This window comes from Herbaspirillum sp. WGmk3 (assembly GCF_023952535.1).
In the GTDB taxonomy this organism is placed as follows: domain Bacteria; phylum Pseudomonadota; class Gammaproteobacteria; order Burkholderiales; family Burkholderiaceae_D; genus Herbaspirillum; species Herbaspirillum huttiense.
Genome location: NZ_JAKYWT010000002.1, coordinates 492,898 through 505,233 on the forward strand (window position 1 = coordinate 492,898; position 12,336 = coordinate 505,233).

Below are 12,336 nucleotides of genomic sequence, written 5' to 3' on the forward strand. Positions count from 1 at the left end.
TTAGCTCACTGCTGCTCTATTGTTGAGCAGACAACTCGGCAGCAACTATGGCGACATGCCTGTTTTATCCAATGCTTCTAATTTAGTCCGCACGGCCGCATAGGATTCGTAAAACTGCGCCCACTTGGCGAATCCCCCCAACGCCCCTACAGTACGCAACATGGCAATATGCGATGCTGTTAGAAGTTGAATGGTCGCTTCATGGTTTGAAACTTGCTGTTCCAATGCGGCCAATGTGGCCGCCGAGTCCGACGCAGACAACTTTGCGGTACGGCTTCGCCAGCGTCGAAATTCTGCTTGTCGTGCCTGAAATTGGGAGAGAAGGGCGCTTCGGACAGTATTCCGGGTGATGGAGGAAGCAGCCTTCAAAGTCGGATGCAAGCGTGCCACAGCCCTGGCTGTAATCTCCGCGTCCTCGGCTAGTAAGCGTTCGAGCACTCCTAACATTTCCTGCTCGGTCTGTCCAGGAGTTTCAGTTTTAATGTTCATCTAGAACTCCTCGCGATTCTGGTATAGATAGGTCAGCACCGAGAGGGAAGGGTGCTTGTCCTGGCGGCGTAGCTAGAAGCTTCTGAATGCCTGCGAGACGAGTTTCCGCATGCTCAAGCTGGTTCTTCCAGCCCAAGCTGGAAGAGGGGCGGGCTCTGATTGCTTCAAGGGCGGATTTGAACTTTCCTTCAAGGCGGATTAAGTTTTGACGATTTTCTGGCAAGTCGGTAGCCGATAGATGCCTGCAATTCGCGAAGCACTCGAGGTGCTTCGGACAGGGATCCACCGTGAATGAATTTAGGCAATGTCCATATGGCGTCGCATGAAAGCCGTCGGCTTCGACCCGTAGGTACTCGTAGGCAGCCATATCGCCTTCGTTAGCTTGAATACGTAAAAAAGCTTCTACTACCGGTCCCGACGCCTTCTTCGCCTCGATCATCTTTGCGACCGTCGTTGCCTTCTCTCCCAAGGCCAGTTCCACTTCTTCCGGAATCGAAATTTGTTCCAGTTCTTCGGCCAAGCTGCGGTGGTCATACTCGTAGCTCGGAGTAACACTTCGACGGTTATAACGCTTGGAAATAATCGTATCCGCCACGCCTAAACGGAAGAGTTCGGTGTTTTGTAGGTGACGCAGCATGTGGGATTCAAGACGTAACTCTTGGTCCGCCGCAGTCGCACCGTATCGTTTGAAAATGGAAGGAGTATCCGTTTTTTCCCCCAGTCCAATGCTAACTAAACTCGGATCTGGACGGCTGACGGAAAAGTATCGTGTGACATCGCAAATACCGTCGTTTCGTTCTTCAGCAAGGGATCGTTTAGGATGAAGGAAGAGCAATTCCCAGGGAGGAACAGGGCCGCTGTCGGCGGTCATAGACAATGTGTCCGAGATTTTCGTAGGTGTCATCTTCCGAATATGCTCTTCGACTTCCCCAACGATTAGGTAGGTATCGCCCCATGACATAGGCACTGAAAGTTCGACGGGATTCCCACTTGATGTTCTGAATCGCAAGTTTGTTTGGTTCGCTTGCATTTGCTTTCGCAGGTTGTTACCGAACTGATAGATCGCCGTGTCGAGCTTTGTTCGCGCTGCTGCATATTGTTCTGCCTGAACCATTTGCAGTCGCCGCAGGATATCGGGATCAAACTGCTGTCGGTATTCACTAACTATGCTACCTCGATCGCAGGCCAGCCAGAAAGGGTTTCCGCTCCAATAGCTATATAGCTCGGTAAATGGAATCAACGCTTTTTCATCAAACCATGGTAGCAGCCGGTTAGTTTCGCATTGAAGTTTCAGGGTGACTCTCAATGGGCTAGTAATACTCGCGACGCGTTCAAGCGTTTCAGTGAGCACGTCACGAAACATCTCGGGGACTGGTTGCATGCTCTCCCGTAAAATGCGGCTGTCCGACTGCTCGTCCTGCTGCTTCTCAGCGAAATGACGAAGCATCAGAGCACTGCTATAGCCTCCAATTGCGCCAGGATCACCTCCTTTACGATCAACGTAATACCTTTCTCTTTTGCAGTCGAGAGGAAGCAATGTGGCTTCGCCCGAGCGCAATCCGGTGATGATCATTATGCGAATCGCAGCGAATCTCAGTTCATCCATGAACGAAGTAGGGCGCTCCGTCATAACAATGCGCACAAGCTCCCAGAAAGCCCGGCGGGTAGGTAATCGTTCGGCGCGCCTTCTCTCCTCAAGTTGAGAGCGAAGCTCGTCTTCAGTAAGAGTTTGCCGGGACTTAGAGTTCGTCGTCTTGATGCGTTTAATGTCCAGAAAACCATACATCTGGCCCGCGTCGCATAAATGATACGTGTCGAAAAGTACTTTGACCAAGCCCACCACGAGATCCGCAAGCTTGCCGGATTGCTGAACACCCTTCGCAATGCGTACGGCAAAACGGAAGTCGTCAAGCGTCAACGCCCAGGGCTCCTTGTCTACACACGTCGCCAGCACACGAAGCGGCCGTGCGATGCTTTGATATACATAGGAAGTTGAGGTTCTCCTAACCAGTAGCTGCTCAGCGACTGCCGCTTTAATCAGATCCTGCCAAGCTGGCGAAAGGGCGCGCATTGGTATGGGTCGATCTCCAAAAGTTGCAAGCGCTGTATTCAGTACTTTGAGCGTGTTCTCGTCTGTGCCGAGATCACGAAGGTAGAATGCCGGAGGGGGAACATCGCCGACGCACGCCGTTAAGTCCCAGCCTTTTTTGTCAGCTGCGATTCCCTCTCCATCCACGACAAAATTCCAGTCCAGTTTTTTTTCGGAGGACAAGGATTTTCCTAAACGAATGAAAGCAGCGAAGTGTGGATTCATTTCCCTTCCCCTTCTAGCTCACCAATAACCGTCTGAATTTCGGAGATTGTTCTCTGCAGCTGCATATATGCAGGTGACTTGACATCAGCCCGCGAGCTACGTTCAAAAAAGAGTACTACCTCGCGCATGTCGCTAAGGACCTGGCCATGAAGTTTTAGATCCGTTGTTGGCATGAATTTTCGGCAGCCATAACAGGATGTGATAGGGTTGTACGGACATGCTGGCTGGCCAGAACGACAGCCGCCTATACCGGCGATAGGCATTCCATGTGGAACCGCTGCGATTTGCTGATCTTCTTTGAGCGCAGCTAGTTCGCTAGGAGATATAAAGCGATCATGGGAAATTTTCGCGACCTGGCGATAGATGTCTGATGCTCCCAAGGCGCGATTGACTCTCTCTGCATGGGAAGCGGACGTGGCGAAATAGACCAATCCGGTGACTGTATGAGAATGGCCGAGAAATTCAGCCAATTCCTCGTGGCTGGCGCCTGCATCCACTAAGCGCTGCGCAGCAGTGTGCCTTAGGTCAGTTGCATTCCCTAAATCCTTTGTGCCAATAAGCGTATAGACCAAAGTAGCGATGCGCCGGCCTACCTCTTGTGCACACTGCGCCTGAAAGAATTTTCTGTCACCGGGCCCTTCAAAACTTTTAAGGGACGTATGCAGGTACACAAATATGCAGGCCCACTCTCGTTTTACTCGCCGAGTTAGAGAAATTCGTGTTTTCTTCCCACGCTGTTTAGCCATGTGGAAGGTCAAATGGACGGTGAGATCTGCGTCAGTCCCGTCATGCCAAATTCGAACATGTTTGGAATCTAGCATAGCTATTTGAACCGGACGCATGGCGAACTGGTATGCACAAATCAGCATGCCCGCGTCGGCAACCGAGGAATAGGGCAGAGAAGCTGCACTCTGAATGCCCGTCGCAATTCCATCGAGATGTCTCACGATGAGCGCCTCCTCGTCAGCGGACAGAAACGAATCGCCAGAGCGAACGCTCGAGTACTTATCCGTCGCTGGCAGAGGAAGGGTGGTTTTTAAGAAGGATATATATTCATTTGACCATCCATTCCATCTGTAGATGCACAATAGATAAAGCACATGTTTGGCCAACGAATACGTGTTTCGCTGCCATTCACGAGCACGCCACGATGACCAAAGCAGGCCAATCTCCAGTGGCCCGGTACGGAGTAGCATCTCAAGATCGTCGTCCGTAACCTCATGCATTCCGGCAAAGCTGGATGCAATACTTGCCGGTGAAAGGTTTTTCTCCAACATCATCGCAAAGACATGCTTGAATATCTGCGCACCATGTTCCCGCCGCCTTTTGAAATCGATCTTCGTAATTCTGCCGTAGACGTATAGTTCGAATAACTGTGCCTCTGCTGGCGAACTTATTGATCGCGTAGAATCGTCGAACTCGTCGTAGTACCGAAGTAATGTTGGAAGCGGTTGAAGCTGTGCGCAGAATTGCATAAGCGCGTCCATTCCGGTTGAGGCGGCGAGAATAACGTTCTCAGGCTGCATTTTCAATGACCTCCCGGAAGAGCTCTCAATATTTCGCTCCGATCATCGAAAGCGTTATTCCAGACACCTGCTAAGCGGTCTTCAAATACCGCACGTGCGTAGCGTGTGGGCATCGCAGACTGCCGCGACCACCCAAAGAACGTGCGCATTTTCTGTAGTGCTTCATCCATGGAATCTCCTTGCAAGAGAAGTTGATGAAGGCGTACGACTGCACAGGTATGCCGGAGGTCGTGGGGCGTGATAGTTGTCTTTCCCGTTCGGGATTCAAGCTCGACGATCACACTTCGAGGAAGCTTTGAAGATATCGTTACAAATGCTTTCGTAAGGGCTTCGGTGGAGAACGGCGCGCGCGTCTTTGAACTTAGCAAAAATGAATGTTGTGCACGCCCTCGATAGTTCTCTGCATATAGTTGGACAATCTTTGAAGTGGTTTCGCTTATCGGAATTTGCCGTATCGACGCTTGGGTCTTAATACCGGGCTTGGAGTGGCGAGGATCCTGATCCGAATCCTCATATTCGTTCTTGCGGATATTGATCCAACTTCTGACACGCCCGAGCCTTGCGTCATAGCCTCCTTTTACGGCATCGATTGGTAGAAGCAGAACCTCACCTCGTCGTAAGCCTTGGTGCAACATCAAAATGAACGCAACGTATACGCGCCAGCGAGTTTGAATATAAGGGAAAGGATTAGTTGGCGACTCCGGGTCAACAAGGTGATATAGAGCCTCGACCGTCGAAGCCGGTAGCGAGCGAATCAGCTCCGGTGCATTGCGTTTCCTGACGTGAAACTGGCTGTATAGGACTGATAGCTGGTGAAGGCGGGCTTCAATCTGTCGCATCACCTGGTCGGACTGACTTTTCGCAAGCCAAGATACTACGGAGCTGACGAAACTGAATCCGGTTTGCCAACGCATTTCGTCAGCTCCAGTGGTTTGTGGCTTGTTTCGAATCGAAATGAACCATGACTCGAGTATCTGCCCAAGCACCTCATCATCTAATGAAGTCAGTGCATCGTCCAGGGCCCCCAGACCACAGAGTTCGTCGGCATGTTGATAGAGGCTGTCGAGATACCGCAGTTTTTTCAAATGAGTAGAGGCCGCTAGTGCACCAGCCGTCACGGTCGACCAGACCGTGGCCCAGTATCGCGGTAGTCCGTTGGAATCCACTAGGGCGGGACCTCTCAAACTCGGAGGAACTTGCGAATCGTCCAGTTGAATGATCATAGGCGTCTTGACCTGCGTCGGTAATTTGTAGCCCGTCAGGCAGTGAGTCGGTTGTCGATCCTATTCGATTCTAGCCGGGCTCGACGGACCGTAGCTGGAGGTTGGTACTGATGTGTGTTGATTTGCTCGCAGAATTGATCCTTTCCGTTTGCCCCACCTTCCATTGCCTCCCGAAGGCTGCTACACGGTCGTACGAACCTTCATATCCCAGCTCCCTTAAGTCCAGGAACATCTGTTTCAGGGTTCGTTTCTGCTTGCGCGATTTGACCGCCTCGGCGCTGAGCCAAGCTGAAAGTCGAGGCGCGAATCCATCGAGGGAGTTGGATGATCGCGTGGATGGGCAGGATGGCTCGATCGCTCCGGATCGGATATAGCGACGAACCGTGTTTCGAGAGATGTCCAGCCGGCGGGAGATTTCCCTGATCGAGATGCGATCGCGGAAGTGCCAGCGCCGAATAATTCCAAATAGGGCCACGTCTATCACTCCGTTCTCCCGCTCGCTGTCATGAGCAGGATTGTGGTCTAAACATGGGTCAGCTTAGGATGCATGTTTCCCGGGAAAGTGGGGCAGTTTTGGATGCAACTCACATGACCAATGTGTAGAGGTGCTGACCAAATTATTATTCTTGCAATCTTATTTTAATCTGATCAAGTATCCAGTCCAACTCTGCCTCGGTGTAGCCCCATCTTTTGTCGGCTATTCTCGTGCGAACTGTAGGTAGAAGAGTTTCGACGGTTGTTCCAGGTAGCCTAGTAAGCTTCTCGGTGCAGTAGGGCGTGAGGTACTCCACAAACCTGCGGCACACATCAAATCTTTCCACTAGCTCGGAGTCGGTCCAGCCGTCCCAGTATCGGCCTTGGACCTGCCGCAGCAGCAATTTAGGCTGAGCGCCCCCAATGGCAGAAAGTTGGCGGGATCTGGGAAAGTCGTCGGGTACATCCAATAGAGTGGCAGAGACCATATGTATGCGCACTTTTGAGATAAAAATGAAATGTAGTTTCGCAACGGCCTCTGACCTGCTCGGGCGAGTCAGAATTCTCGTGTAAGCGAGGGGTGGTCTCGTTTATAAAGATAAGTCCACCTGCCTGAATAGTAGGTCGAGTCAGCGCAGCTTTCAAATCGCATATAGGCAGCTTCCAGTTTTACTGATGTTGCGCTGAGCAAGGGAGATGAGCGTGACCAACTCGATAGCATTTCTCGCTGAGACAATTGCGATCAATTCCGGCGAGCAACCCGCTCTTATATAGCGGTAAGGACTTTGCGCAGCGCCATAACGATTGAGACAGTTTTTTCCAAAACTTCCTCTTGAGTATTCAGACCAAAGTCTTCTTTCAATTGCACCAGGCTTTCGCGCGTCGTTGAGCTTACCCGGACGTTCAGTCTGCCGCTGGGCTCCGAAATGAAACCCGGTACTTTTTGCTTTGGCTTATTCTTCGATCCCTTTGGTCTGCCCATTCTCTTCTCCTCATGGTGAACAATCAGTTGCAAGTTCATGTAAATTGGTAATTCCCCAATTTTTGACGCGCTCCAGAAGTAGGGAGTAAGCGACGAGTGCGATTTTTTTTGGGGATGCCGTCCAAGGCCATATTCGGCGATTGTGATTGTAGGCCCAGGTCGGCGCGTAGCAAAATCCCGAATCTCAGCGAGCGTGTCGAATACATGGAGGGCGCTCTTCGTCGTCTCGCCCCCCGTTCCACCACACGAAGGCCTGTTGCGTGGCTTCGTTCATTGCTGCTAAAAATATAGAAGCATAGTCGCCCAGCCCATCGATGCCACGACCATCTTTTGCAAAAACAGACTGCTTATCAGCGGCGCGATCTGCGGTTTGAGTTCTGCCAATGCGCGCTTGACGATTCTTTGTGGACTCACAAGATGAGCCCGCGGAACACGAACAATATGGAACCGCAGTCCCTCAGGAACTCCCGCTTGGGAGACCTGAGATGCGATTCCATATAGATAAGTAGGCACGCCTGTCCTAGAAGTGGTCGAGTAGGTAGTTATCAGCTGTTGGCTAACAAAAGAAGGTAATCAGGTTAAGGAGGAGCGAAAGGGGGGAGGGCTATCGAGCTGATTGGCCGAACTTGGGCTAGACGTGACTTGAGCTGGCTCAAGTCTTTAGTACTGCGCAATACGAGCTGCGCAGGGAACGCTGTTGTCACTGGGAATGGTTCCTTGCTTAGTCTCATTCTGAACCTATACTGAAAACATCTCCATCAGACGTGGTGATGCCATGCCCAACGTAGATATATATCCTGAGATTGACCTCAAAATCGCTTTTGATACACTTCTCCAGTTGGAGCAAGAAAGCGGCGATGTAGGTGGTTTGTATTGGCATAAGGTGGCAACGATACTGCGGCAGTCCGATATAAATCGGCGTCTTCTGGCCCAAGCCCAGCAAAAGCTAACCAAAATTCAGGGCGTTCTTGATCTGTAGGCGAATACTTGCAGAGCTCTGAGAACGAGCTGGCTATCTGAGGGTAGGGAACTGTAGCCGAATACCACGTAAGAACTAGATTTCTCGTACGAAAGGTGCGAAGCCTTCAATGTCAATGAGCTTGGCTTTGTATATGGCTTGTCACAAGAGATTTGGAAGGCGTCGTTTGCCAGCCCGAGGGGTTCACTCCATTTCTAAGGAAATTTGTATCCTAAGTTGACCCATGTTTAGACCACAATCCTGCTCATGACAGCGAGCAGGAGAACGGAGTGATAGACGTGGCCCTACTTGAAATTATTTGGCGCTGGTACATCAGAGACCATATCTCTATCCGGAAAATCGCGCGCCGGCCGGGCATCTCCCGCAATAGTGTTCGCCGTTATATCCGTTCGGATGCGATCGAACCAGCATACCCCGCAAGGCATTCGCCTAGCTCTTGATCTGTTCGCTCCCAGGCTCTCTGCTCGGCTGAGTTCTGAATCCGTCAAATCTCCCAAGCAACGAAGAACCCTGGAACAGAGTTCCTGGATCTAAAAGAGCTGGGATATGAAGGGTCTTACGGCCCCATGCCCGCCTTTGGAAGGCAGTAGAAAAAGGGCCAACTGGCGAGGGTCAATTCTGCTAGCAAATCAACAGTGTTCGCCTCAAAAACACTACAGAAGGTCCTTTCAATTGATAATAGTTCTTGTTATTATCTGCGACGTAAGTGATATTCAAGATTGCGACGTACGTATCCAGCGTCTGTAGTGCTATTCGCCGCCTGTCGTGACAATGCAGTTAAGAAATACCCCACCAAACAGACAGCCATTGCCTCGATCCCTCTGCCGCGATCGACGGTCGTTAGCCATCCAAACAGTCAGAACACGCTCTGTGCCGCTGCTATCCCACCGCCGAGGATAGTTAGTTGAGGACGCGCTTCGTCACTTCCCTTGAACTGCTTCCGGTAAAACGAAGGAGTGCACGGGGCACGCGTGTATTTGTAAAGGAGAAGCGCTATGTCTGAGCATACCGATCCTATCGAGTTGCGCCTGCAGTTCATCGCTTGCCGTGTCCAGTTGCGTGATGCAGCTGCACGCATTCTCGGATGTCGCCAGCGTGCGGAGGACGTCGTGCAGGACGCTTGGTTCAAAATTGCCGAGTTGCCTGAGGCTTTCTCCGTCCGCCATCCGAAAGCCTTCCTGTCCCAGATCGTACGCAATCTGGCGATCGATCGTCAGCGCCGCATGGCGATTGAGTCCTTTATGTTCGCTGAGGAAGAGGAGGGCGCCGGCGTCATATGCCCCCAGGCAACTCCCGAGGGCGCAAGCATTTCAAGGCAGGCCCTAGGGAACGTCGTCCGCGCCTTATCAACACTGCCGGAGCGCACCCTGCGGGCCTTCGAGCTGCACCGCCTGGATGGCTATACCCAGCGCGAAGTGGCTGAGTACCTCGGCGTCTCCACCACGCTCGTCAACTTCATGATCCGCGACGCGACACATTGCTGTCTCAAGAAAGTGATCTGAGACGCCAGGTTATCCGTGCCTGTCCACCGCCAAGAAACTATAAATTTATGCCGTCGCGATTCGTCTCAATAAATAAGAGTGATTCGTATTTGCAGATTGCAATATGAATATTCCACAAACCTGGTGAACAGTTTCAGCACGTTCACCGCGAATCATGAAAGATGAGGCGAACGATGGGCTTTGATCGCGAAGACGGCGTATTTCGTGTACTGGTCAACGAGGAAGAGCAGTATTCCCTGTGGCCCGACTACAAGAGCACCCCCGGCGGCTGGCGTGATACTGGCGTCAGCGGCAGCAAGCAGACCTGCCTGCAACATATTGAAACGGTGTGGACCGATATGCGTCCGCGCAGCCTGCGCGAATTCATGCAAGGCCAGGGCCAGGCATGATCACGCTGTTCTGCCTGCCTTGCGCCGGTGGCAGTGCCAGCATGTACTTCCCCTGGCAGTCTGCGTTGCAAGGCGCGGCACGGCTGCAGGCCGTCGAGCTGCCCGGCCGTGGCCGCCGCATCCGCGAGCCGCTGCTGCAAGACTATGCCGTGCTGCTCGGCCAGTTGGCTGATGAGCTGGCCACTGCTGCTGCACCCTCCTGTGGTTATGTGTTGTTCGGTCACAGCATGGGCGGACTGCTGGCGCAAGGACTGGCGCGGGTGCTGCCGCAGCGCGGCTGGCCGGCGCCGCTAGCCCTGATGGTGTCGGCCTGCGCCGCGCCGCTGGCGCGGGAGTGGATCGAGCCGGACGACTCCGATGCGGCCCTCATCAGTGCCATGCGCCGCCAGGGCGGTACCCGCGATGAAGTCTTCGACTGCCCTGAGCTGCTGGAACTGGCGCTGCCGGTACTGCGCGCCGATTATCGCGTGTGCACCAGTTTCCAGGCGCAGCGCCCGGCCATCGAAACCGCCGCCTTGCTCGATCTGCCGGTGCACGTCTATGGCGGCATCAGCGATTCCGTTGGCGCAGCGGCGCTGGAGGCGTGGCGGCGCGAAACGCGCGGCCCCGTGACGCTGGACTGGTTCGAGGGCGGCCACTTCTATCTGCAAGCCCAGCAGGACGCGCTGCTGGCCCGCCTGCAGGGCCATCTGCAGGCGCAGCCCACTTCCTCCGCGTACGTCAATCATGCTGCAGCGCTTGCCCACGCCTGAGGGCATCCCAGCCCAGATCGAACTGTGGCAGGTCCTGTTCGACCTGGGCTGCGGGGACGGCGCAGAAGATGAGCTGGTGCTCAACGCCGAGGAGCGCGCCCATGCGCGCCGCTATCGCCGCAGCGACGATGCCCGGCGTTTTCGCTGCATGCGCGCGCTGCTGCGCCGCCTGCTGAGCCAGCGGCTGGGCTGCGCGCCGCAAGCCGTACCGCTGGTGCGCAACGCGCATGGCAAGCCGCAACTGGCTGTGCCCGGCATCTTGTCCTTCAATCTCGCGCATGCCGGACGGATCGGTTTGCTGGCCCTGGCGCCGGGACTGGAACTGGGCATCGACGTCGAACGCGCAATCGCCGCCGAGGCGCAAGAGCTGCAGGGCATGGCCGGTCAGGTGTTCAGCGCGCGCGAATGGGCTGCCTTGACCGCCCCCTTGGATGGAGCGCAGTTCCTGCACCGCTGGGTCGCCAAGGAAGCCGTGCTCAAGGCACTGGGCATAGGCATAGGCGAGCACCTGCAGTCCATCGACATCCACCTGGAGACGCATCCGCGCTACCAGATCTTCCACCAGCAGCCGCACTGGCCCGCCCCCGCGCGGCTGCATGCACGCGCCTTGTCCACCTTGCCCGGCCACGCCGCCGCGCTGGCCTGGATCGACGCCTGATTCCGGAGAATCACCTTGACCATTGCCACCCTCAATACGCCCGTCGCCACCTCGTCGCCATCGTTGACCTTCAGCCGCCATCCACGGCCTGATGCGGGCATGCAGGCCTTGCCGGCGCTACTGCAGCCCGCACACGCCGGCCAGACGCTGGCCCAGGCCAGAGACCATCTGGCCGACCAGATCGAGGCGCATCTGCGCAGCGTCGGCGGGGTCTTGCTGCGGGGTTTCGAGGTGCCCAGCGTGGCCGACTTCCAGCAGTTCGCGGCCAGCTTCGGCGATCCGCTGCTGCGCTACGAATTCGCCTCCACGCCGCGCTCATCGGTGGCCAATGGCATCTACACCTCCACCGAATACCCGGCGCACCAGCATATCCCGCTGCACAACGAACAGGCCTACACGCGCGAATGGCCCATGCGCATCTGGTTCCACTGTGTGACAGCCTCGCCAGTGGGTGGCGAGACTCCGATCGCCGACAGCCGTGCGATCTATCGCAGCATGCCCCCGGCCATCCGCGATCGCTTCGCCCAGGGGCTGCTGTACGTGCGCCACTACAGCCATGATTTCGACCTGCCCTGGCAGGCGGTCTTTGGCGTGGAGACGCGCGCCGAAGTAGAAGCCTTCTGCCGCCGCCAACGCATCGAATGGCAATGGCTGGACGACGATGGCCTGCGCACGCGCCAGCGCTGCCAGGGCGTGGAGCGCCATCCGGTCACCGGTGAGATGGTCTGGTTCAACCAGGCGCATCTGTTCCATGCCTCCAACCTGGCGCCGGAAGTGCGTGCATCGCTCATCGATCTGGTCGGCGAGGATCAGTTGCCGCGCAATGTCTGCTGGGCCGATGGCAGCACCATCGACGATGCCATCCTCGACCAGGTGCGCGCAGTGCTGGACGCCGAGACGGTGATCTTCCCTTGGCAGCCGGGTGACGTCCTCATGCTCGACAACATGCTGGTGGCCCACGCCAGAACGCCGTTCTCCGGCCCGCGCAAGGTGGTGGTAGCCATGTCGCGCTCCCACACCAATCTCGACTGACTTCTTTGCCCAGGAT

General features: G+C 54.9%; 12 protein-coding genes. 6 read left to right on the top strand and 6 right to left on the bottom strand.

Annotated elements, in window-relative coordinates; genetic code table 11:
* Positions 1 to 45 precede the first annotated feature (45 nt).
* The 6 genes from MKD49_RS08255 to MKD49_RS08280 all read right to left on the bottom strand — a co-directional run bounded on the left by MKD49_RS08255 (position 46) and on the right by MKD49_RS08280 (position 7,047).
* Positions 46 to 489 carry a hypothetical protein gene (locus tag MKD49_RS08255; RefSeq protein WP_252696021.1) on the bottom strand — a complete coding sequence of 148 codons (444 nt, stop codon included), beginning with the start codon at positions 487 to 489 and terminating at the stop codon, positions 46 to 48.
* The gene (locus MKD49_RS08260) at positions 479 to 2,803 is read right to left on the bottom strand and encodes a hypothetical protein (protein ID WP_252696022.1); all 2,325 of its coding nucleotides are present in this window, start codon (positions 2,801 to 2,803) and stop codon (positions 479 to 481) included. Before MKD49_RS08260 ends, MKD49_RS08255 begins: the two co-directional genes overlap by 11 nt.
* Positions 2,800 to 4,329, bottom strand: a complete 1,530-nt coding sequence (locus MKD49_RS08265) for a site-specific integrase (RefSeq protein WP_252696023.1) — start codon at positions 4,327 to 4,329, stop codon at positions 2,800 to 2,802. The genes MKD49_RS08260 and MKD49_RS08265 overlap by 4 nt, the downstream gene beginning before the upstream one ends.
* Positions 4,330 to 4,331: 2 nt before the next feature.
* Positions 4,332 to 5,552 (bottom strand): site-specific integrase, encoded by a 1,221-nt coding sequence (locus tag MKD49_RS08270; RefSeq protein ID WP_252696024.1) that lies wholly within the window; start codon positions 5,550 to 5,552, stop codon positions 4,332 to 4,334.
* Between the two features lie 70 nt (positions 5,553 to 5,622).
* The gene (locus MKD49_RS08275) at positions 5,623 to 6,036 is read right to left on the bottom strand and encodes a winged helix-turn-helix transcriptional regulator (RefSeq protein WP_371925448.1); all 414 of its coding nucleotides are present in this window, start codon (positions 6,034 to 6,036) and stop codon (positions 5,623 to 5,625) included.
* 756 nt (positions 6,037 to 6,792) lie between these two features.
* Positions 6,793 to 7,047 carry a hypothetical protein gene (locus tag MKD49_RS08280; protein ID WP_252696026.1) on the bottom strand — a complete coding sequence of 85 codons (255 nt, stop codon included), beginning with the start codon at positions 7,045 to 7,047 and terminating at the stop codon, positions 6,793 to 6,795.
* Positions 7,048 to 7,783: 736 nt separating this feature from the next.
* Between MKD49_RS08280 and MKD49_RS08285 the strand changes: the two genes are divergently transcribed.
* From MKD49_RS08285 to MKD49_RS08310, 6 genes are all read left to right on the top strand, one after another.
* Complete coding sequence (locus MKD49_RS08285; protein WP_252696027.1) at positions 7,784 to 7,987, top strand: hypothetical protein; 204 nt, start codon at positions 7,784 to 7,786, stop codon at positions 7,985 to 7,987.
* A 995-nt stretch (positions 7,988 to 8,982) separates the two neighbouring features.
* Positions 8,983 to 9,489 carry an RNA polymerase factor sigma-70 gene (locus tag MKD49_RS08290; protein ID WP_252696028.1) on the top strand — a complete coding sequence of 169 codons (507 nt, stop codon included), beginning with the start codon at positions 8,983 to 8,985 and terminating at the stop codon, positions 9,487 to 9,489.
* A 173-nt stretch (positions 9,490 to 9,662) separates the two neighbouring features.
* Positions 9,663 to 9,878: an MbtH family NRPS accessory protein gene (locus tag MKD49_RS08295; RefSeq protein ID WP_209584958.1), complete on the top strand. Its 216-nt coding sequence runs from the start codon at positions 9,663 to 9,665 to the stop codon at positions 9,876 to 9,878.
* Positions 9,875 to 10,630: a thioesterase II family protein gene (locus MKD49_RS08300; RefSeq protein ID WP_252696029.1), complete on the top strand. Its 756-nt coding sequence runs from the start codon at positions 9,875 to 9,877 to the stop codon at positions 10,628 to 10,630. The genes MKD49_RS08295 and MKD49_RS08300 overlap by 4 nt, the downstream gene beginning before the upstream one ends.
* The gene (locus MKD49_RS08305; RefSeq protein WP_252696030.1) at positions 10,605 to 11,288 is read left to right on the top strand and encodes a 4'-phosphopantetheinyl transferase superfamily protein; all 684 of its coding nucleotides are present in this window, start codon (positions 10,605 to 10,607) and stop codon (positions 11,286 to 11,288) included. The genes MKD49_RS08300 and MKD49_RS08305 overlap by 26 nt, the downstream gene beginning before the upstream one ends.
* A 99-nt stretch (positions 11,289 to 11,387) precedes the next feature.
* Positions 11,388 to 12,320 carry a TauD/TfdA family dioxygenase gene (locus MKD49_RS08310; protein WP_252696372.1) on the top strand — a complete coding sequence of 311 codons (933 nt, stop codon included), beginning with the start codon at positions 11,388 to 11,390 and terminating at the stop codon, positions 12,318 to 12,320.
* Positions 12,321 to 12,336 lie beyond the last annotated feature (16 nt).

What these genes read in the sequence shown, in the direction of transcription:
- MKD49_RS08255 (WP_252696021.1), bottom strand. Translation starts at nt 489, where the DNA reads ATGAACATTAAAACTGAAACTCCTGGACAGACCGAGCAGGAAATGTTA.
- MKD49_RS08260 (WP_252696022.1), bottom strand. Translation starts at nt 2,803, where the DNA reads ATGAATCCACACTTCGCTGCTTTCATTCGTTTAGGAAAATCCTTGTCC.
- MKD49_RS08265 (WP_252696023.1), bottom strand. Translation starts at nt 4,329, where the DNA reads ATGCAGCCTGAGAACGTTATTCTCGCCGCCTCAACCGGAATGGACGCG.
- MKD49_RS08270 (WP_252696024.1), bottom strand. Translation starts at nt 5,552, where the DNA reads ATGATCATTCAACTGGACGATTCGCAAGTTCCTCCGAGTTTGAGAGGT.
- MKD49_RS08280 (WP_252696026.1), bottom strand. Translation starts at nt 7,047, where the DNA reads ATGAACTTGCAACTGATTGTTCACCATGAGGAGAAGAGAATGGGCAGA.
- MKD49_RS08285 (WP_252696027.1), top strand. Translation starts at nt 7,784, where the DNA reads ATGCCCAACGTAGATATATATCCTGAGATTGACCTCAAAATCGCTTTT.
- MKD49_RS08290 (WP_252696028.1), top strand. Translation starts at nt 8,983, where the DNA reads ATGTCTGAGCATACCGATCCTATCGAGTTGCGCCTGCAGTTCATCGCT.
- MKD49_RS08295 (WP_209584958.1), top strand. Translation starts at nt 9,663, where the DNA reads ATGGGCTTTGATCGCGAAGACGGCGTATTTCGTGTACTGGTCAACGAG.
- MKD49_RS08300 (WP_252696029.1), top strand. Translation starts at nt 9,875, where the DNA reads ATGATCACGCTGTTCTGCCTGCCTTGCGCCGGTGGCAGTGCCAGCATG.
- MKD49_RS08305 (WP_252696030.1), top strand. Translation starts at nt 10,605, where the DNA reads ATGCTGCAGCGCTTGCCCACGCCTGAGGGCATCCCAGCCCAGATCGAA.
- MKD49_RS08310 (WP_252696372.1), top strand. Translation starts at nt 11,388, where the DNA reads ATGCAGGCCTTGCCGGCGCTACTGCAGCCCGCACACGCCGGCCAGACG.